Annotated in this window: 19 protein-coding genes and 1 tRNA gene; 9 read left to right on the forward strand and 11 right to left on the reverse strand. The window is 64.7% G+C overall.

What is annotated here, in order from left to right; all coding sequences use genetic code 11:
* Position 1 precedes the first annotated feature (1 nt).
* Positions 2–1,729, forward strand: a complete 1,728-nt coding sequence (locus tag AC3YMN_RS09085) for a cellulose biosynthesis cyclic di-GMP-binding regulatory protein BcsB (protein ID WP_489889757.1) — start codon at positions 2–4, stop codon at positions 1,727–1,729.
* The gene (locus AC3YMN_RS09090; RefSeq protein WP_489889758.1) at positions 1,723–3,627 is read left to right on the forward strand and encodes a glycosyltransferase family 2 protein; all 1,905 of its coding nucleotides are present in this window, start codon (positions 1,723–1,725) and stop codon (positions 3,625–3,627) included. Before AC3YMN_RS09085 ends, AC3YMN_RS09090 begins: the two co-directional genes overlap by 7 nt.
* 115 nt (positions 3,628–3,742) lie before the next feature.
* Here AC3YMN_RS09090 and AC3YMN_RS09095 read toward each other — a convergent pair whose 3' ends face one another.
* The 3 genes from AC3YMN_RS09095 to AC3YMN_RS09105 all read right to left on the reverse strand — a co-directional run bounded on the left by AC3YMN_RS09095 (position 3,743) and on the right by AC3YMN_RS09105 (position 5,413).
* The gene (locus AC3YMN_RS09095; protein WP_489889759.1) at positions 3,743–4,339 is read right to left on the reverse strand and encodes an HdeD family acid-resistance protein; all 597 of its coding nucleotides are present in this window, start codon (positions 4,337–4,339) and stop codon (positions 3,743–3,745) included.
* A gap of 189 nt (positions 4,340–4,528) precedes the next feature.
* Positions 4,529–5,023, reverse strand: coding sequence for an Hsp20/alpha crystallin family protein (locus AC3YMN_RS09100; protein ID WP_127754610.1), 495 nt, complete (start codon positions 5,021–5,023; stop codon positions 4,529–4,531).
* Positions 5,024–5,182: 159 nt separating this feature from the next.
* The gene (locus AC3YMN_RS09105) at positions 5,183–5,413 is read right to left on the reverse strand and encodes a hypothetical protein (protein ID WP_127754609.1); all 231 of its coding nucleotides are present in this window, start codon (positions 5,411–5,413) and stop codon (positions 5,183–5,185) included.
* A 184-nt stretch (positions 5,414–5,597) separates the two neighbouring features.
* Between AC3YMN_RS09105 and AC3YMN_RS09110 the strand changes: the two genes are divergently transcribed.
* The 5 genes from AC3YMN_RS09110 to AC3YMN_RS09130 all read left to right on the forward strand — a co-directional run bounded on the left by AC3YMN_RS09110 (position 5,598) and on the right by AC3YMN_RS09130 (position 8,433).
* Entirely contained in the window at positions 5,598–5,720 is a 123-nt protein-coding gene (locus AC3YMN_RS09110) for a hypothetical protein (protein WP_489889760.1), read from the forward strand.
* Positions 5,721–5,729: 9 nt separating this feature from the next.
* A complete protein-coding gene (locus AC3YMN_RS09115) occupies positions 5,730–6,554 on the forward strand; it encodes a universal stress protein (protein WP_489889761.1) in 825 nt (274 codons plus the stop codon).
* 310 nt (positions 6,555–6,864) lie between these two features.
* A complete protein-coding gene (locus AC3YMN_RS09120) occupies positions 6,865–7,599 on the forward strand; it encodes a helix-turn-helix domain-containing protein (protein WP_127754607.1) in 735 nt (244 codons plus the stop codon).
* Positions 7,596–8,090 (forward strand): hypothetical protein, encoded by a 495-nt coding sequence (locus AC3YMN_RS09125; protein ID WP_489889762.1) that lies wholly within the window; start codon positions 7,596–7,598, stop codon positions 8,088–8,090. Before AC3YMN_RS09120 ends, AC3YMN_RS09125 begins: the two co-directional genes overlap by 4 nt.
* 121 nt (positions 8,091–8,211) lie before the next feature.
* Positions 8,212–8,433 (forward strand): hypothetical protein, encoded by a 222-nt coding sequence (locus tag AC3YMN_RS09130; protein ID WP_127754605.1) that lies wholly within the window; start codon positions 8,212–8,214, stop codon positions 8,431–8,433.
* A gap of 114 nt (positions 8,434–8,547) precedes the next feature.
* On the opposite strand, the gene AC3YMN_RS09135 is transcribed toward AC3YMN_RS09130, so the two are convergent.
* The 4 genes from AC3YMN_RS09135 to AC3YMN_RS09150 form a co-directional block, all read right to left on the reverse strand.
* Positions 8,548–9,516, reverse strand: a complete 969-nt coding sequence (locus AC3YMN_RS09135; protein ID WP_489889763.1) for a sensor histidine kinase — start codon at positions 9,514–9,516, stop codon at positions 8,548–8,550.
* Between the two features lie 204 nt (positions 9,517–9,720).
* Positions 9,721–11,541, reverse strand: coding sequence for a heavy metal translocating P-type ATPase (locus AC3YMN_RS09140; RefSeq protein ID WP_489889764.1), 1,821 nt, complete (start codon positions 11,539–11,541; stop codon positions 9,721–9,723).
* Between the two features lie 132 nt (positions 11,542–11,673).
* On the reverse strand, positions 11,674–12,429 hold the full coding sequence (locus AC3YMN_RS09145) for an SDR family NAD(P)-dependent oxidoreductase (RefSeq protein WP_489889765.1): 756 nt from the start codon (positions 12,427–12,429) through the stop codon (positions 11,674–11,676).
* Positions 12,430–12,546: 117 nt separating this feature from the next.
* Positions 12,547–12,623 (reverse strand) — tRNA-Arg (locus tag AC3YMN_RS09150).
* 215 nt (positions 12,624–12,838) lie between these two features.
* On the opposite strand from AC3YMN_RS09150, the gene AC3YMN_RS09155 reads away from it, so the two are divergent.
* Together AC3YMN_RS09155 and AC3YMN_RS09160 are read left to right on the forward strand one after the other, a co-directional pair.
* Entirely contained in the window at positions 12,839–13,648 is an 810-nt protein-coding gene (locus tag AC3YMN_RS09155; protein WP_349236752.1) for a thermonuclease family protein, read from the forward strand.
* Positions 13,645–15,123, forward strand: a complete 1,479-nt coding sequence (locus AC3YMN_RS09160; protein ID WP_127754601.1) for a M48 family metalloprotease — start codon at positions 13,645–13,647, stop codon at positions 15,121–15,123. The genes AC3YMN_RS09155 and AC3YMN_RS09160 overlap by 4 nt, the downstream gene beginning before the upstream one ends.
* Positions 15,124–15,159: 36 nt before the next feature.
* On the opposite strand, the gene AC3YMN_RS09165 is transcribed toward AC3YMN_RS09160, so the two are convergent.
* The 4 genes from AC3YMN_RS09165 to argJ are packed head-to-tail and all read right to left on the reverse strand — an operon-like array spanning position 15,160 to position 17,773.
* Positions 15,160–15,360, reverse strand: a complete 201-nt coding sequence (locus tag AC3YMN_RS09165; protein WP_172125671.1) for a Flp family type IVb pilin — start codon at positions 15,358–15,360, stop codon at positions 15,160–15,162.
* 22 nt (positions 15,361–15,382) lie between these two features.
* Positions 15,383–15,790 (reverse strand): (deoxy)nucleoside triphosphate pyrophosphohydrolase, encoded by a 408-nt coding sequence (locus AC3YMN_RS09170; RefSeq protein WP_127754599.1) that lies wholly within the window; start codon positions 15,788–15,790, stop codon positions 15,383–15,385.
* The gene (locus AC3YMN_RS09175; protein ID WP_489889766.1) at positions 15,787–16,557 is read right to left on the reverse strand and encodes a GNAT family N-acetyltransferase; all 771 of its coding nucleotides are present in this window, start codon (positions 16,555–16,557) and stop codon (positions 15,787–15,789) included. The genes AC3YMN_RS09170 and AC3YMN_RS09175 overlap by 4 nt, the downstream gene beginning before the upstream one ends.
* Positions 16,538–17,773 carry a bifunctional glutamate N-acetyltransferase/amino-acid acetyltransferase ArgJ gene (argJ, locus tag AC3YMN_RS09180; protein WP_489889767.1) on the reverse strand — a complete coding sequence of 412 codons (1,236 nt, stop codon included), beginning with the start codon at positions 17,771–17,773 and terminating at the stop codon, positions 16,538–16,540. Before argJ ends, AC3YMN_RS09175 begins: the two co-directional genes overlap by 20 nt.
* Positions 17,774–17,874 lie beyond the last annotated feature (101 nt).

The raw sequence follows: 17,874 nt of genomic DNA on the forward strand, positions 1-17,874 counted from the left end.
CATGCGTGATGCCCTCCGCCTCGTCATGTTCGCCGTGATCATCTTTGGGGTAACGACACTGTCCGTGTTGTTCAGCGACCCCGGCTTTGCCGCCAATCTCACCGAGCGCCTCGGCTTCTCGGAAGGAGGCGACGCAGCACCCATCCAACTGGCGCAGGCCGACAGCCCGCCGGCTGGGGCTCCCCCGGCCCAAGGCCAAGCGGCGGCCCCTGCGGCGGCGGCGCAAGCCGAAGCGGCTCCAGCCGCTACCGGTCGACAACAGGCAGCTCCGGCCCGCTTGACCGCGGGCGAGGCAGTCGTGCGCATTCCTCGGGCACAGCCCGGCATCTGGATGGGCCTGGCGGGTTTCCCCGCCCAGACGAGCCTGCGCTTCCCTTTGCCCGAGGGCCTCAACATTGTTGAGGGCCAGGTGCAGCTGGATTTGCAAAGCGAGCTGGTCGAGCAGGGCGATGGACTATTGACCGTCCTCGTTAATGGCACCGAACGCGATGCCATCGTGCTCATGCGCGGCACGACCACGCTGCAGCTGACCTATCCCTTGCTTCCAGCGGACCTGGCGGCGGGAGAAATCCTTGTCACCCTTGATGCCAATGGCACCACCAACTGGGGCCAGATCTGTCCCACCAATGCCGCCAATCTGGGTGCTGCCATCGCGGTGCTCGAAAGCAGTGGGCTGGCCCTGCAGCTCGATGCGCCCCGCAGCGATGTCGAAACCAGGATCGCGCTCGCCTCCGAGCCGATCGGCTTGTGGGCGCCCGACCAGCCGGCGATGCAGGCCTGGGCCACGCAGTGGTTGTCGCGCCAGGGTGTTCCGGCCCAAGCGCGCCCCCTGGACCAGAACGGATCCTTTTCGCTCGTGGCTGAGGCCGCCGAGCCCCTGAGCATGAACGACGCCGGTCAAATCACGCTTGCCGGAACGGAGGCCCTCGACATGGTCGCACGGATCAAGGGGGCTACATTGCCCGCCAGTTACGAGGCCCAGTGGCCGCTGCCCATCAATGCGCTTACCCCCGATCTGGCGGCGCATACCTTCCGCGGCTCGAGCCGCTGGCTGCTCGATTACAAGCTCGCCGACCTGCCCGATGGGCTCGCGCCAGCACGCCTCCATCTAGCGCTCAAGACGAGTCAACTCGTCGAGCCAAACCAGTGGTCGCTGCGGGTGCTGCTCAATGGCAATCTCGTTCATGCCGCCAATCATCCCGGCACCGATGGCGCCATCACCCTCGATGTGCCATTGCCCGCCCAGTTCCAGTTCCTGTCCAACCAGCTGGCGATCGTCCTGGTCGACAATTCCCCCAACCAGGGCATCTGCCGGGCCGGTCCCGAAGCTGCCGCGCAATTGCTGCCCGAAAGCTATCTCGATCCCGTCCAGACCCCCGAAGGGGCCAAGCAGGTCCTCGTGTCCGCGCTGGCCGGCTCGGGCGGAGTCTTTGTTGCCGGTCCCGCCAGCGCCGACCAGGGCGCGACATTGCAGACCCAGCGCCTGCTTGACCTGATCCTGCCCCTTGATGTGCCGGCCTCGTTCCTCGAGGAAAAGCCGGTCAGCATCCAGATGCTGGACCAGCCCGCGCTCCAGGCGCTGCGCGACAACGATGCTTCCCAGGGCTTTCTTGTTGTTGCCCATGAAGGCCAGGACCCTGATGGCGTTGCCGTCTGGCCCTTGGACGAGTGGCGCGACCGCGGGACTGCCGATCCTGTTCAACCCGGTGCGCTGTTTGTATCATGGTAGAAACACCCCAACGCCAGGCACTCCAGCATCGGCTGCAGCCGGATCAATACAGATCCCATGATTCGGCGCCGCCGCTGCTTTCCCGCCCCGTAGCCAGCACCAGTGCCCCACAGGTGCTGGCGCTGGCTACGCTGATCTCGTTCGTGCTGCTGATCCTGGTCGAACGGCAACCGGCACTCCGGGCGATATTCCCGGACGGCGACCTTTATTTCTCGCAATATGACGGCAATTATGCCGTGCCGCTGCGCATCTTCGTGTTGAGCTTCTATCTCGCCTTCGCCACCACGATCCAGGCGCCAGGCTGGGCGCGGCTGCTGTTTGGCTTGGAGCTGGTGCTGCCTTTTGCCCTGTTCTGTGCCACGCTCGATCTTTGCAATGGCGTGTTGTTGGCGTTGACCGGCGCGAGCCTGCCCCTGCAGGCGATCAGCATCATCACCGGTCTTGCGGGCTTTTACATCTTTTCGCTCACCATGCTGTCCTGCGCCGATATGCCCGAGCGCAACGATGCTCCGCTCAACTTGCGGTTCAAGCTGGGCTCGCTGCTGATCCTTGCCAGCACGATCGTGATTTCGGCGGCGGTGTCCGTCTGGGTGATGCGGCTTGATCTGCCCATTGTTTACCGGCTGCGCGAGATGTCGCTGCTGGGGGGCGTCGCCGTCGGCCTGTTCATGTTCGTGCCGCTGATTTTCTTTCTTCTTAACATCCTGGCTGCGTTTCAGAACCTGTTCCGGGGCCGCAAGAATTTTGCCCCCGACATAACCCTGCTCATTCCGGCCCATAACGAAAGCCACAACATCGCCGCCGCCATTGCGGCGGCCGATATTGCGGCAGGCAATTATGCCGGCGCCGTGACGCTGATCGTTGTGGACAACAACTCCAGCGACGATACGCCGGCGGCGGCCGAGGCAGCCTTTGCGCGCTGCGAGCATGTGACGGGGCAGTTGCTGCGTGAGCCCACGCCGGGCAAGTCGCGTGCCTTGAACCGGGGCCTTGCGGCGGTGCAAACCGAGTTCTTTGCCCGCCTCGATGCCGATACGCTGCTCCATCCGCAGCTGCTGGCGGATTGTCTCGCGCACTTCGCCCATCCCTATGTCGGCTGTGTCGGTGGCATGCCCATGCCGCCAGGTGGCGGAGCCTTTGATGGGCCGCGCCAGATCGAGGTGTTGCTCAAGTCGGGCTATGATCAGGTCGCCTTCGGCGCTGCGGACGTGATTATCGGCATTCCCGGTATGTTCGCCTGCTACCGCACCGCGGTTGTGCGGGAGGTTGGCGGGTTCGCCAATGGCTTGAACGGCGAAGATACCGACGCCGCGCTGCGGATCGGGGAAGCCGGGTATCGGCTGATCGTTGATCCACAGCTGCGGTTCATCTCCGAGGTGCCACGCAGCTTTGCGCATCTGCGCGAACAGCGGCAGCGCTGGTATCGCTCGCTTTATCATGTGGCGGCCCGGAACCGCCAATTGCTGGCAGGTTTTACCCCCTCGGTGCGTGGCAAGATCGTGCTGCCCTTCATGCTGATGAATACGGGGCGGCGCGCCATGGGCTGGCCGCTGCTGTTTTTCGCGATCAACTTCCTGCTGCTTCATGCCGATCCCAGAAGCACGGCCAGCGCCACCTCGCTGCTGGCCATTCTGATGGGCGCCCCATTGCTCAACGCAGTTATCGCCATTCTCGTCAATCTTCGCCCTGGCGACTTGCTGCAGCTGCCCGCCTATATCGCCTTCCGCATGCTGCGCTATTATTTCACCCTGGAAGCGGTGCTTTCGATGACCTTCGAGCGCTACACCGCGCGCGCGGGGGTGCTGTCGCCAGCGCGCGAGCGGGCGCGGCTCGCCAATGAAAGGCGGATCGGCACTGCCCCCGCGATGGCGCACCGGACCATTGGGGCGACCAGCTAAGGCTCAGCTCGCCCCTGGCGCGAGGGTTCAGGCCACAGGGGCCAGGACCACCATCCCGATCAGTATCCGAAGAAAAGGGGGGCTTCGCCCCCCAAAAGCGTTTCTAGCCCGCCGCTTATTGTCGGGGGGCCGGAGCCTGGCGCGGCGCTGCGGGCTGGCGTGAGCGCAGCATATACCAGGCGACCGCCAGCAGGGCGCAGGCATAAACGATCAGCAGGATGGAAACGATGTTGATCAGTTGAAGAGCGCTTTGCGATGGCATCGCCAGCAGCACGATCCCGACGCCAAGATGAGCCAGCGCCGTGAACACCGATGGCCAGAACCGATCCACTGTGCTGCGATATTTGTAAACGATGTAGAGTTCCACCAGCCCGGCGCAAAGGCCGAGAAGACCCACCACGGTGATGATGAATTTGGGCGTCACTTCCGGGCTGACATATTGGCTGCTGAAGATCAGGATGCCCGCGAGGATCTCGAGGACGTTGCGCACGACATCGTTGAATTGCAGGTTGATGGTGGGGGTGCGGAAAATGTCGGCCAGCAGCCCAAGCATGCCGTCCGCCACCAGCAGCATTGCGGAAATCACCACGAGAAGCCGAAGGGCCGCTTCGGGGTCATTGAGGCCATAAATCCCGGCTGCCAGCATGATTGCACTGCGGGCAAGCAGGACATAGGCGCCATAGCGTTTGTGCTCTGTGGATTGATCACTCATTTCGAGCTCCTCGCGAGCAATGATGCTGGGCAAAGGCCCGAGCAAGGCGACCCGGTGCCTGCTGGGGCCGGCGAGGGCCGAAAGGGCTGAGACTGCCGATAACCTCGGCCGCTCGGGGGTTGGCGGGGGACGCCGCCAACCCGATAAATTGCGCAGGTGCCCGCCCCCACGGTGGGCCTTATCTCATGGTCAATGGTGGATGGGAATTTCCTTGGGGGTATCGGAATATCCCGCCGGCTTGGGAATGGTCAGCGTCAGCACGCCGTTCTCGAACTTGGCGTTGACGCTCTCGGGATCAACAGCGAAGGGTGCCGTAAAAGTGCGGTTGAACGAGCCATAGCTGCGCTCGCTGCGATAAACCGAGCCCTCCTGGGACTCGGTGGTTTCCCGCTTTTCCCCGCTGACCGTCACGGTGCGATCCTGAACCGTGATCTTGACGTCCTCGTCGCTCATCCCGGGTAGTTCGAGCGACAGCATCAGACCGGAATCGGTTTGCCGCAACTCGGCATCGGGGAGGAAGCCGCGCATCCTGCTGCTGAGCGACGTTGGAAAACCTGGGGTCAGGGCATAAAAAAACTCCTCGATGCGGTCGCGAAGCGCGTCAATCTGCCGATGCTCGCCCGTGGAAGCTGGCATCCGGCCATTGCCGTTGGTGGTCGCAGGCGTTTTATCAGTCATGGTCATGGTCTGGTCCTTTCTGATTGCATCCCTCAGGATGCCAGCAAGGCTACAATCGCGGACCAATTGGCGCGGTGACCAAAGTCAAGGAACAGTGCGATTGGGCGCCCGGAGCGCCGGTGAACGGGGCTTTTCGAGCACATTCCCGACTTGTAGCGCGCAGGATCAGCCAGCCGCCTGCCCGTGGGGAAGTGAGCCACCGGGGGGCTCCAAACCCGTCTCGCGGAGGGCGGCGATCCGGGTTTCGGACACGCCCGAGCACACCACGATCTGGCCGCGCCATGCTGCCGCCGAAAAGCCCAGCATGCGCTTGCAGGGGCTGGTCTGGTAGATCGCGGCGCCCATCGCGGCGAACACCAGCAAAATGATGGCAACGGCGATCCAGATCGGCTTCATCCGCCCTGTCCTGCTTACCTCGTGCAAGGAGGATACGCCCCCTTGCACGGGCTGCGTTGACGGGAATCAAGAGAGGGGCATTCCGTTGGACCGGGCGGTGGGCGTGCGCTTGGTGCCGGTTTTGACCTCCGTCAAAGCGCGGCGGGCTGGAGGTGGGAAGCTTGAGGCAACAAAAGGAGCCGCCATGTCAAACCCCAACCAAGCCCCTGGCCCGCTCCGCTGGCCGTCGCGCTATTCCTACTTCTTTCTGGCGCTCGGTACCCTGCAGCCCGCCCCGCAGCACAAACCCAACCCCCAAGGCAAGTGAGCGCCCGCCATGATCAAGGATATTGTCGTTCACCTCACCGGCTCAGATGAAGATCGGGTGCGCCTCGATTATGCCGAAACCCTGGCTGGGGTGTTTGATGCCCATCTGACGGGGCTGCTGGTGCATCTTGAGCCCGAACTGGTCGCCACGCCTGGCCTCATTTATGCCGATGTGCTCCCGACCTTGATGGACGAAGCGGCTGCGTTGACGCGACAGCGCCGGGAGGTGCTCGCCGCCCGCTTTGCGCTGATGGTGGTGCCCAACGACTTGCGCATCGTTTCGGGGGTCACCGACACTGTGGGGGAGGGGCTCGCGGCCGAAGCGCGGGCGTCGGATCTCTTTATTGGCACTCGTCCATATGGTGATCCCGACAAGAACTATCGCGACGAGGAGGGGGTGCTGTTCGGCTCGGGCGGGCCTGCATTGTTCCTGCCGCCCCAGAAACCGGCATCGTTCCAGCTCGAAAACGTGCTGGTAGCCTGGAAGAACCAGCGCGAAGCGGCGCGGGCGATCAAGGACGCCTTGCCGATCCTGAAAAAGGCCCAGCAAGTTGTGCTGGCCGTGGTCACAGATGAGCCCGAAGAGCAGGCCCAGACCTCGTCGGGCGCCGATATCGCGCGCTATCTCAGCCGTCATGATATCCATGCCGAAATTAAGGAACTGGCCGGATGGCATTCCGCCGCCGACGCCTTGCTGAGCGAAGCGCGGCTGTCCGGCGCCGATCTCGTGGTGGCGGGCGCTTATGGCCGCTCGCGCCTGCGCGAACGCGTGCTCGGCGGCGTCACCCGGGCGCTGCTCAGCAAATGCGATGTGCCGGTGCTGATGTCGCGATAACGCCCGCGTCCGAGCACCGGCGAGCGAAAATCGCCGGTGTTTCCTCCTTCCCCTATCGTCTATGGCGTCGCCTTTTTCGGGTGCGACAGGGGGTCCCTTTGGTTGCGGCGCTGTTGGTGCCGGGGGATGCCGCCGGCTTTTTTGATCCCGATAAAACCCGGTGCTTGATTTCCATCAACGAGCCCGTCGCCCAATTCCCTACCCTCCTTGAAGCGGGCGAGGCCCATAGCTGGCGACCAGCGACCTCGCATCGGCACTGTTGGAAATCAGGTGCATCGACAGGGATCAACCAGGATACGGGGAGAACTGCATGACCTTCCAGACCATGCTGCTACAGCCGGCCCCTGCCATGTCAGGCCCGGCAATGTACTTGGCGGAAACGGCCCAGGATGCGCTGTCCACCTATGGGGCTGGATCCGAGATTTATGGCCAGGGAGAACTTGCCGGCCCGATCTATGCAGTTGAGTTCGGATGTGTGCGCATCGGCCGCCTCACGCCCGAAGGCAAGCGGCAGGTTTGCGGCTTTTCCTTTGGGGGCGATGTGTTTGGCTGGGAGTGCGGGCGCGAGCATCGCTTCTTTGCCGAAGCGGTTGGGGTCACCGGCATCCGCGTGTTGCGGCCCAACCGTGATGCCGAGGCGGCAGCCAAGCTTTTCCCGCTGGTGGTGCAAAGCCTGACACGCTTCCAGGAGCATCTGCTGGTGCTGGGTAAAACCATCGTCGATGAGCGGTTGGCGGCCTTTTTGTGCGATCTCGCCGCCCGCCAGGGCGCAGGCTCGCGCATCGAGTTGCCCATGGCCCGCAACGATATTGCCGACTATCTTGGGGTCAGTTTTGAAACCGTGTCGCGCATCCTGCGCCGGTTCCGCGACCAGGGCCTGATCCGCGTCCCCGATATTCATTCCATCGAGATTTTGGACCGGGCGACGCTCGAGGCCATCTGCGGGCATGAAGCCGATTTGACCCCCGTCAAGGCCTCTGAGTTCGGAGCTCTTAGTCTCCAAGGTGACGCGCAAGGCGCCCGATCGGAAAGGAGAAACAAGTGAAAGACGGCATTGGTACCCAGCCCATCATCGATGATTTCGAGTTCGAACTGCGTGGTGACACCGCCCAGACCAGCGTGGCGTTGCACGAGGCTGCACGATCATGGGGCGGTGTGCCCGATCCGGCTCCCACGCCGATCATTGCCCAGTTCGCGGGCAAGGTCAGAGCGTTCCTCGATGGACTGCGGTTGAAATCGGCGGGTTTGTTGAACAATCCCGCGCCCGGCAGCTGCCGGCACCAGGCGACTACGCTCCCCTTCCGGCGCACGCGCTCCTTCCGGGCGGTGCCGGCGAGGGTTCGGTTCCGGCAAAGCGCCTTGCGCTCTGCGGCCCCCTTGACTGGCGCGGGCAAAGCCAATGCGGCCCCGCTCGATCCGGGCCCAGGCTCGGACGCGGGTGATCTGCCCTTGCACCCCGAAGGAGCCTCCGGGCGCGACGGTGAGCTGGAAGCCAATAGCCGCAATAGCGCTGGGGCAAGCGATCCCGCGCCCTGACCCGCTGATGCGACTTGGATGGGGAAACGCTTTGTTCGTTCCCGGTCGGCCCGTCGCCATCAGGGACCACCACCGACACAACTCTCCAGGTTGAATGCCTGGCCCTGGTTTGGAGGGCACCATGCTCAACACAAGATGGCACCGTGACAACCCGCGCCCGCTGTTTCCGCGCTCGGCATTGCTGGGCTGGCACCTGCGGCACGAGGCCGCCTGCTCCTGCAGCTCACTCCCCGAGTTCGTGCTGCGCGAGCTCGACGAAATGGGCGTGATCGTCCCCGGCCATACCTCCCGCCCCGAAGGCAATGTGGCTGTCACCGCCCGCGCGCTCCGCCCCGGGCTTTGAGCGCCGGGCAAGCAGATGGGGCTGACAGGCCCCATCGCTGCCCCGATCGGGCAAGCAGCCAAACCCCACTCCTGCAGTCGCCTGCCCGGCCAGGGTCCGAAGGGACAGCTGGCGTCAGACTGCCAATTGGTGGGTATTGGCCCAAAGGGTGACGACGATCCCCTCGTCGGACCAGTCGGTCTGGATCGAGCCGCCCAGCTGGCCCGTGACGCTGCGGTTGAGCAGCTTGCCCCCATAGCCTTGGTCGGTCGGCGGCTTGACCGGGGGGCCCCCGCGTTCCGTCCAGATCAGGCACAGCTCGTCGGGCGTAAGGCTCCCCGAAATAACCAGCAGGCCCGATCCCACGGACAGCGCGCCATATTTGACCGAATTGGTCGCCAGTTCATGGATCACCAAGGCCAGGGTGGTGGCTGATTGCTCGCCGATTTCCATCGGGGGTACATCGACATAAATCCGGTTGAAATCACCCGAAGCATCATAGGGCGCCAGGATCACGCTGATCAGGTCCTCGAGCGCAGCGCCGCCCGCCGCATGACCGGGGAGGGACCGGACGAAATCATGGGCACGGCGCAGCGCCTGCAGCCGCCCCTTGAGTTCCGCGGTCATCTCGGCAACGCTGGTGCTCGAGCGCGACGACAGGTCGACCAGCCCCTCGGCAATGGCCAGCAGGTTCTTGACCCGATGGCTCATTTCGCCCGCCAGCAATGCGTTGTTTTCTTCGGCCTGCCGGCGTCGGGTCACATCCAGGAACACCCCCACCATCTGCCCGTCATGCAGCCGCTCGTCTTCCCCGAGGCCCCGGACCGACACCCAGCGCACCTGCTTGTTCACAAGGATGCGGAAATCGATCTCGTAGGTGCCCTTGATGGCGCGCGTGGCCCGCAGATTGGCCCGCACCATTTCAAGGTCGGCCGGGTAGACGCGCGAGGAAAGGTCCTCCAGCGTCACCCTGCTGCGGCGCGGCAAGCCCCATAGATCGAAGCCGAGTTCGTCCATGATGAAAGCGTCGGTTTCGGGCGACCATGACCACAGCGCCACCCCGGCCGCATCGAGAGCGCGCCTGAGCTTGCTGGTTTCCTGCAAGAAAGGGCGATCAAGGAGTGCCGTTTCACGGTTCGCGGACCCAGGGCGTTTCGTGGGTCGAGGCCGCGGTTCAAGGGGATAGCCACCTGGCGTCGGCATATCGGGAATCTCCTGGGCTGGCTGCCACTATATGATCGGCTCACTGGCCCTTCTTGATCACCGTCAACGCAGATGGGTATGGTGGCGTCCGGCGCATGCGTCGGATCAGCGCAGCGCCCGCATGGCGTTGAGGATCACGGCAACATCGATCGCTTCCTGGACCAGCGCGCCCTGGACAGGAGGCAAAAAGCCGAAGGCAGCGGCAGTCATCGCCAGCACCGAAAGGCTAAGCCCGACCGTAACGCTTTGCAGGGCAATGACCCGCGAGCGCTGGGCAATGCCGATGGCTTCGGCCAGCGGGGCAAGCTGGTCCACCAGCACCACGACCCCCGCCGCTTCCGAGGACGCGGCCGCACCCCGCGCGCCCATGGCAACGCCCACATCGGCGGCGGCGAGCGCTGGGGCATCATTGACCCCGTCCCCCACCATCATCGTATAGCCTGACCCATGTTCGGAGCGGACCGCTGCCACCTTGTCGCCCGGCTTCAGATCCCCCCGCACAGCGTCAACGCCGAGGCGGTCGCCCACTGCTTGGGCAACCGCAGTCCGGTCGCCTGAAGCCAGTACGATCCGGTCCACTCCGGCGGCACGGAGTGCCTGCAAGACCTGGCCGGCATCCTCGCGCAGCCGATCGGCAAGGATGATGAACCCCGCAAGCTCGTCGTTGATGGCGACGGCCACGGACATGGCCTCTTCGGAGGTGGCAAGCTGGGCTGGCGGCACGCTGTGTGTAGGTATTTGCGCCAGCACCCAATCGGGTGCGCCGACCACGACGCGCTGCCCTTCGACCGTGCCGACAAGGCCGGTGCCCGGCGTTTCCGTGACGTGGCTGGGGGCGGAAAGCTGCAGCTTGCGCTCGGCGGCGGCATCAATCAGCGCTTCGGCCACAACATGGTTGGAAGCTTGTTCGAGGCTGGCGGCCGGCCCGAGCACATCGTTTTCGGTGTAGCCCGCCATGGTGGTGATCTGCGTCACCGCGGCCCGGCCATAGGTGAGCGTGCCCGTCTTGTCGAGGATCACCACCTTTATCCGTGCCATGGTTTCGAACACGCCGCCATTCTTGATCATCACGCCGATCCTGGCGGCGCGCGACATGCCCGAAATCAGGGCCACCGGCACGGCCAGAATCAGCGGGCAGGGGGTTGCCGCCACCAGCACGGCCAGGGCGCGCACCGGTTCGTGGCTCAGGCCCCAGGCGAGGCCGGCCATTGCGAGCGTCAGCACCAGAAACCAGATCGCGTATTGATCGGCCATGCGCACCATGGGCGGCTTGCTGCGCTGGGCCGCTTCCACCATCCGGACAATGCCGGCATAAGTGCTGTTTCGCGCGAGGTTAGTGGCAAGCAGGGTGAAGGCCGGGCCGAGCGAGGTCGAGCCGCTCATCACCTCGCCGCCGGCGGCCACGCGGGCGGGATTGGCTTCTCCCGTCAGCGCCGAGACATCGAGCACCGCATCGCCATCAAGCGGGCTGCCGTCCACCGGCACCACCTCGCCCTGCCGGATCAGCAGGTGGTCGCCCGGAGCGACCTCATCGATCGGCACTTCCACGAGGTGCTCGCCCTCGAACCGCATGGCGGTGCGGGCTACCCGGCCCAGCAGGGCGGTCATCTCCTGTTGCGCACGGCCCTGGGCGTAGCTTTCCAGCAGTTGCCCGCCGGCATACATCAGGGCGACCACATTGCCGGCCAGCGGTTCCCCGAAAACGAGGGCTGCCGACATGGACAGCGCCGCCACCACGTCGAGCCCCACATCCCCACGCCGCAGCGAGGTCCAGATCTGGACCAGCAGGGCACCCAGCACGGGCAGGGTTGCCGCGGTCCAGATGGCGTGGGCCCAGTTTGCCGGCCCTTGCCACATGACCAAAAGGCCGGCGAGGAGCCCGACCAGGGCCAGCGCCAGCAGCAGGTAGGTGGTCCGCTGCTTCATCTTGGCTTGGCCCCCGTGGATCTTGGTGGCTGTTGTATCCCGCTGGCGCTACCCCGACTTGATGGCCGTCAAGTTGCGACCATCCGCGCCAGCTGGACAGCTGGCGCGCAAGTGACGGCCCGGCGCTCTCGATCAAACGGCGGTGTAGCCGCCGTCCACCAGGTGGTAGCTGCCAGTGATGAAGCTGGCAGCCGGGGACAGCAGGAACACGGTGAGCGCCGCAACTTCCTGCGGGGTGCCCAGCCGGCCGATCGGATGCAGATTGCGCAAGCCGGCAAGGGTTTGCGCGTCAAGCGCGTCCGAAATCAGCGGGGTGTCGATGAACCCAGGGCCAACGGCATTGATGCGGATATTGTGCTCGGCATATTCGGCTGCGGCCGCCTTGGTCAGGCCCACCACGCCATGCTTGGCCGCCACATAGGCCGGTGAATTGGCAAAGCCGACCGTGCCCAGAATGGATGCCATGTTGACGATCGCCCCGCCACCCGAAGCCTGGATCGCAGGCAATTGGTAGCGCAGGCCGTAGAACACGCTGTTGAGATTGACGTCGATGACCCTCGCCCAGCCGTTCAGCGGGTATTCCCCGGTGCGGGCCGCCGGGCCGCTGATCCCGGCATTGTTGACGGCGTAATGCAGCGCGCCAAAGCTGCGTTTGACATTATCGACCAGCGCCTCCACTTCGAGGGCCGAGCCCACATCCAGCGCGTAAGCCTGGGCGGTTCCACCCGCAGCGCGGATGGCCAGGACGACATCGTCGGCACCCTCCTGGTTGAGATCGGCAACCATCACCGAAGCGCCACGGGCCGCAAGTTCATGGGCAATGGCTGCCCCGATCCCCGACGCTGCCCCGGTCACCAATGCGGCCTTGCCTTTGAAATCCTGGTCCATGCGTTCCTCACTGCGTTGAGTCAGAACGAAACTAGGGTGCTGTCGCCGCGCCGGCCTTGACCGAAATCAAGCCAGTGAATGCCGCGGGTAAATTGCACAGCGGCGCGGGCGGCGAAATGGTGATCCCGGCGGGATTCGAACCCACGACCCCAGGATTAGGAATCCTGTGCTCTATCCTGCTGAGCTACGAGACCACACGGTCTGGGGTTATACAGAACCTGGCGGGCGGGTGCAAACGCGCGAAACGACCGTGCTTTTTCGCTTCAGGAGCAGCTAGGGGAAAACCCGCAGCGTGCGGTGTTGCGCTAAAGCCTCACTGGTGCGCTTCGTGGGGCCGTGAACTGGCTCGGTAAGGTTTTGTTGCAGGCTTTGCCGTTATGGTGAACCGAATCTTACCGAGGTCGGCCCCGTGTTCAAGACCAGCTTTGTTCGGCTCGCCACGCTTGCAGCGCTGTCCAGCGTTTCGGCCGCGGCGATGGCGTGCGAAGCTCTGCGCATGGTGCCCGGCGGCACGGTTGTCCAGGTCACCGATGGCGACACGGTGGTGCTTGATTCGGGGCTCGTCGTGCGCCTGATCGGCACCCAGGCGCCCAAGCTGCCCTTGGGGCGCGAGGGTTTTCCCACCTGGCCGCTGGCGCCGCAAGCCAAGGCGGCGCTCGAAACCCTCGCGCTCAACCGCCCCGTGCGGCTGGGCTACGGCGGGGAGGAAGTGGATCGCTATGAGCGCGCCCTGGCCCACCTCTTTGTCGAGGGGCCAGAGGGAGAACAATGGGCCCAGCAGGCGATGATCGCCCAAGGGCTGGCGCGGGTATATTCCTTTCCCGACAACCGGGCGTGCCTTGATTTATTGCTCGCCGCGGAAGGGCGGGCCCGGGCGGCCGGGCTTGGCATCTGGTCCGATCCCTATTACAGCGTGCGGGCGGCAGATCGGCCTGAAGAATTGCTCGCGCGCGCCGGCCACTATGAACTGGTGGAAGGGCGGGTGTTGCTGGCCGATCGCAGCGGCGGGCGGGTCTATCTCAATTTCGGCCGGTTTTGGAAGCAAGACTTCACCGCCGTTATCGAGGCATCCGCATTGCGGCTGTTTGCCGAAGATGGCTTTGATCCAATGGCGCTGGAAGGCGCCCTGGTCCGGATCAGAGGATGGGTGGATGATCGGGATGGTCCACGCATCGAAGTAACCCATCCCGAGCAGATCGAGGTTTTAGCCACACAATGACGGGGTATCTGCGTAAGGCTCGGCCGGTCCGGCTCGCATTGCTCGCGAGCGCGTTGCTGGTGGTTTCGGCCTGCACCACAATGAGCGGCACCCATATTGCGGTGACCCAGACGGGCGATAATCCCGCTCCCCTGGTCGTGCCCGAAGGCACCGATCCAGAGGATGTGGTGATCGGCCGGCGCGAGCATCCGCGCATCATCGCCGCCTATGGTGGGGTGTATTCCGATCGCCCCGCCGAAATCATGGTGGCGCGCATTGTCGGCCGGCTGCTGGCCGCGGCCAACCAGCCCAATGCCCAGTTCCAGGTCACCATTCTCGATAGTGCCGAGGTTAATGCCTTTGCCCTGCCCGGTGGCTATATCTATGTCACGAGAGGCATTCTCGCGCTGGCGTCCGACACCAGTGAACTCGCTGCGGTCCTCGCACACGAAATCGCCCACGTGACGCTGCGCCATGCGCGCGCCCGGACCGATCGCACCCGCACCACGGCCATTGTCGACCGTGTGATCACCGGCGTCTTTGGCGGCGACAGCTCGACCGATCAATTGTCCAACCGTTCGCGCGAATCCATGGCCGCTTTCGGCCAAAGCCAGGAGCTGGAAGCGGATCGCGAGGGCATCAAGTTTGCCGGCAAGGCCGGCTATGATCCGTCCGCGGCCGCGCGGTTCCTCGGGGTGATGAGCCGGTTCGCCAGCTTCTCGGCCGGCGAAAATGCCGGCGAGGGATTCCTGTCCTCCCACCCATCGACCCCCGCCCGCATCCAGAAGGCGATGGATACGGCAACCACCATGTTCGGCCAGGCCGGCATTGGCGAGGTCGGGCGCGAGGAATATCTGGCCAGCATCACAGGCCTGACCTTCGGCGACAGCCCGGCGCAAGGCTCGATCATCGGCCGGCGCTTCGTGCATCCGGCCAGCAAGTTCACCTTCACCGTGCCCCAGGGCTATACGCTGCAGAACTCGCAAAGCGCGGTGGTGGGCGTTGCCGGCGATGGCGAGGCGGTGCGCTTCGACAGTGCCGAGGTCAATGCCAGCATGCCCTTGGCCGATTATCTCAAGTCCGGCTGGATCGCCGGGCTCAAGGGCGAAACCGTGAGCACGCAGAGCTTCAACGGCATCGAAATGGCCTCGGGCCTGGCGCAAACCGATCAGTGGTTCTTCCGCGTGTCGGTGATGCGGCTTGATGGCCAGGTTTACCGCTTCATCTTTGCGGCCAAGTCCGACAGTGCCCGCTTTGCGGCTGGCGCTGAAGCCACGCTCAAGAGCTTCCGGCGCACGACGACCGCCGACCTTGCCGATATCCGACGCGTCGCGGTGCGGATCGTCACGGCCAAACCGGGCGACACCAGTGAATCGCTGGCGCGCCAGATGGCCGGGCTCAATCGCGGCACCGAGCTGTTTTACATCATCAATGATCTGTTCCCCGGCGATCCGATCCGGGTCGGGGAAAAATACAAGGTGGTCGCGCTGCACTAGCGCGCCCCCGTCGGGGCTGATGCCGCGCCGTTGGCGTCAGCGCGTCCTCTCCATGGCGTCCTCGATCGCGCGGGACGCCCCCCCGACCCCGTCGCCGAACAAGACAGTGACATTGTCGCCCAGCGCCACGAGGCTCGTGATCAGGGCCACTGCAATCAGGGCGGCAATGAGGCCATATTCGATGGCGGTGGCGCCGCGCTCCTCGGCGAAAAACCGATGAACTATCCGGGTCGGCATCGGCGCTGCGCCTCCTTGCTCCCTAGAGCAGATCGCACAGGGCGGCGATCAATGGCTCGTCGGCCGGGGGCATGGGATAATCGCGCAGGGCCTGCGGGCGCACCCATTTAAGAGCGGCATGTTCCTTGGCCTGCGGCTGGCCCTGCCATTTCCGGCACACATAAAGTGGCATCAACAGGTGAAAAGTTTCGTAAGGGTGGCTGGCAAAGCTGAGGGGCGCGAGGCACGCGGTCTTGGTCGATACCCCGAGCTCTTCCTCGAGCTCGCGGATCAGGGCGGCTTCGGGTGATTCACCCGGCTCGACCTTGCCGCCCGGAAACTCCCACAGCCCCGCCAGCGACTTGCCCTCGGGCCGCTGGGCGATCAGCACCCGCCGGTCCGCATCCACCAGCGCACAGGCAACAACAAGCAGTGTGGGGTATGCGCTCATGGGCTGGGAACAATCCGGTAGGTGTAATCATATTGGTGCACAAAGCCGAGGCGCTGGTAGAGTGCCTTGGCGGCGAGGTTGTCGCCCGCAACATTGAGCGCCGCGAACGTGGCGCCGGCATGTTGGGCCCAATAAAGCCCGGTTTGCATCGCCGCCTGGCCAAAGCCCTGCCGCCGCTGCCGGGGGTCGGTGACGACATTGCCCGCAACAACAATATCGCCGGCCAGCGCGAACAAGGCCGAAGCCGCCGGCTCGCCATTGCCGGCATAAACCACGACGCCCCGGGCGGGCACGCGCATCGCCTTGAGCAGGGCGATGAACTTGTCGGTTGTCGGCCCATCATAGGGTTGGAGCCGGGCTTGGGCTGCGAGAAAGGCCGGGTCGAGCGGGTCGGTCGCTCGCGCCCGCGTGTCAGGCGCCACCGCGCCGAGCCTTGCCGCATAAACATGGGACAGCTCGATGCTGCGCCACCCACCGGCATCGAGCGCGGCAATAAGCTCAGGGCTTGCCAGCGGCGTCAGCCGGAACACGGGGGGCAGGCCGCGTTGTTCAAGCCAGGCGCGGCTCGCCGCAACCCGCGCCACGGCGTTTGTCCCATCTGCGGGGTCAAGGCATTGCACCGAATTGGCGCGCTTGGTGAAGCCATTTGCGGCACGCCGGATCCAGCCGCCGTCATATTCGGTTTCCACACCCGGCCAGGCCTGCAGCCCGGCCTCTTCCAGTTCGAGGACGCCGGGCAGCACCATTTCAGCTCCGATAGCTGCCATTGATGTCGATATAGCCATGGGTCAGGTCGCAGGTATAGACCGTCGCGCGTCCCTGGCCGAGCCCGATATCGACGGTCACTTCCAGCTCGGTCCCCTTCATGTAAGCGGAGGTCGCGGCTTCGTCGTAGACCGCCGCGCGTTCCCCGGCCTGGGCGACCACCAGGTCGCCAAAGCGGATCGACAGCTTGTCGCGGTCAGCCGGCTCGCCGGCCTTGCCCACCGCCATCACGACGCGACCCCAATTGGCGTCCTCGCCGGCTATCGCCGTCTTGACGAGGGGGCTATCGGCAATGGACTTGGCGATCCGAAATGCGCTCTCGTCGCTGGTAGCGCCTTGCACATGCACGCTCACCTGCTTGGTAGCCCCTTCGCCGTCGCGGACCACCTGGATGGCCAGGTCGAACAGCACGTCATGGAGGGCGGTGCCGAAGATCTCGGCGCGCGGGTCCTCGAGGCTGGTGATCGGCTCGACGCCGGGTACCTGGCCCGTTGCGAATACCAGCAGCGTGTCGGAGGTGGAGGTATCGCTGTCGACCGTTACGGCATTGAAGGTGGTGCGCACATGCTGGCTCAGCAGCGCCTGCAGCACATCGGCGGCGATCGGCGCGTCGGTGAACACAAAGCTCAGCATCGTCGCCATGTCGGGCGCGATCATGCCCGAGCCCTTGGCAATGCCGTTGATGGTGATCGCACTGCCGTCGATGTCGAGCGTTGCACCCGCAAGCTTGGGGAAGGTGTCGGTGGTCATGATGGCCTTGGCCGGCTCCATCCAGGGCGTGTCGCCCAGCCGCGTGGCCGCATCCTCGAGCACTCCAGCAAACTTGCTGGGATCGAGCGGCTCGCCGATAACGCCCGTGGACGCCAGGAAGACCTCGCTTGGGGCGCAGCCCAATGCCTTGGCGGCAAAATCGGCAGTCGCTGCCACGCTGTCGCGCCCCTTGGCGCCGGTGAAGGCATTGGCATTGCCTGAATTGACCACAAGCCCGCGCGCCACACCCGCTGGCAGATTGGCCTTGCACCAATCCACCGCCGCCGACGAGCACAGCGAACGCGTGACGACGCCGGCAACGGTCGTCTCCTCGGCAAGGCTCACCAGCAGCACATCGGTGCGGTTCTTGTACTTGATGCCGGCTTCCGCGGTGGCAAAGCGCACTCCGGCGACGGCCGGCAGTTCCGGATAGGATTGAGGGGCAAGCGGGGAAACCGGATGGGCCATGCCTAAACGCCTTTGAACAAGGAAAGCTGGCTCCGGGTGTGCCTCAAACATAGCCCATTCGCAAGACGGCCGGGGCGGGGTGGCCCGCCGTCCCGACCGGT

Source organism: Devosia sp. Z11_6, assembly GCF_058133665.1.

Excerpts from the sequence above, each read along its gene's own strand:
- AC3YMN_RS09145 (WP_489889765.1), bottom strand. The coding sequence starts at position 12,429 with ATGGACCAGGATTTCAAAGGCAAGGCCGCATTGGTGACCGGGGCAGCG.
- AC3YMN_RS09115 (WP_489889761.1), top strand. The coding sequence starts at position 5,730 with ATGATCAAGGATATTGTCGTTCACCTCACCGGCTCAGATGAAGATCGG.
- AC3YMN_RS09100 (WP_127754610.1), bottom strand. The coding sequence starts at position 5,023 with ATGACCATGACTGATAAAACGCCTGCGACCACCAACGGCAATGGCCGG.
- AC3YMN_RS09175 (WP_489889766.1), bottom strand. The coding sequence starts at position 16,557 with ATGGCAGCTATCGGAGCTGAAATGGTGCTGCCCGGCGTCCTCGAACTG.
- AC3YMN_RS09120 (WP_127754607.1), top strand. The coding sequence starts at position 6,865 with ATGACCTTCCAGACCATGCTGCTACAGCCGGCCCCTGCCATGTCAGGC.
- AC3YMN_RS09170 (WP_127754599.1), bottom strand. The coding sequence starts at position 15,790 with ATGAGCGCATACCCCACACTGCTTGTTGTTGCCTGTGCGCTGGTGGAT.
- AC3YMN_RS09085 (WP_489889757.1), top strand. The coding sequence starts at position 2 with ATGCGTGATGCCCTCCGCCTCGTCATGTTCGCCGTGATCATCTTTGGG.
- AC3YMN_RS09130 (WP_127754605.1), top strand. The coding sequence starts at position 8,212 with ATGCTCAACACAAGATGGCACCGTGACAACCCGCGCCCGCTGTTTCCG.
- AC3YMN_RS09140 (WP_489889764.1), bottom strand. The coding sequence starts at position 11,541 with ATGAAGCAGCGGACCACCTACCTGCTGCTGGCGCTGGCCCTGGTCGGG.
- AC3YMN_RS09090 (WP_489889758.1), top strand. The coding sequence starts at position 1,723 with ATGGTAGAAACACCCCAACGCCAGGCACTCCAGCATCGGCTGCAGCCG.
- AC3YMN_RS09160 (WP_127754601.1), top strand. The coding sequence starts at position 13,645 with ATGACGGGGTATCTGCGTAAGGCTCGGCCGGTCCGGCTCGCATTGCTC.
- AC3YMN_RS09095 (WP_489889759.1), bottom strand. The coding sequence starts at position 4,339 with ATGAGTGATCAATCCACAGAGCACAAACGCTATGGCGCCTATGTCCTG.
- AC3YMN_RS09110 (WP_489889760.1), top strand. The coding sequence starts at position 5,598 with ATGTCAAACCCCAACCAAGCCCCTGGCCCGCTCCGCTGGCCGTCGCGC.
- AC3YMN_RS09105 (WP_127754609.1), bottom strand. The coding sequence starts at position 5,413 with ATGAAGCCGATCTGGATCGCCGTTGCCATCATTTTGCTGGTGTTCGCC.
- AC3YMN_RS09165 (WP_172125671.1), bottom strand. The coding sequence starts at position 15,360 with ATGCCGACCCGGATAGTTCATCGGTTTTTCGCCGAGGAGCGCGGCGCC.
- argJ (WP_489889767.1), bottom strand. The coding sequence starts at position 17,773 with ATGGCCCATCCGGTTTCCCCGCTTGCCCCTCAATCCTATCCGGAACTG.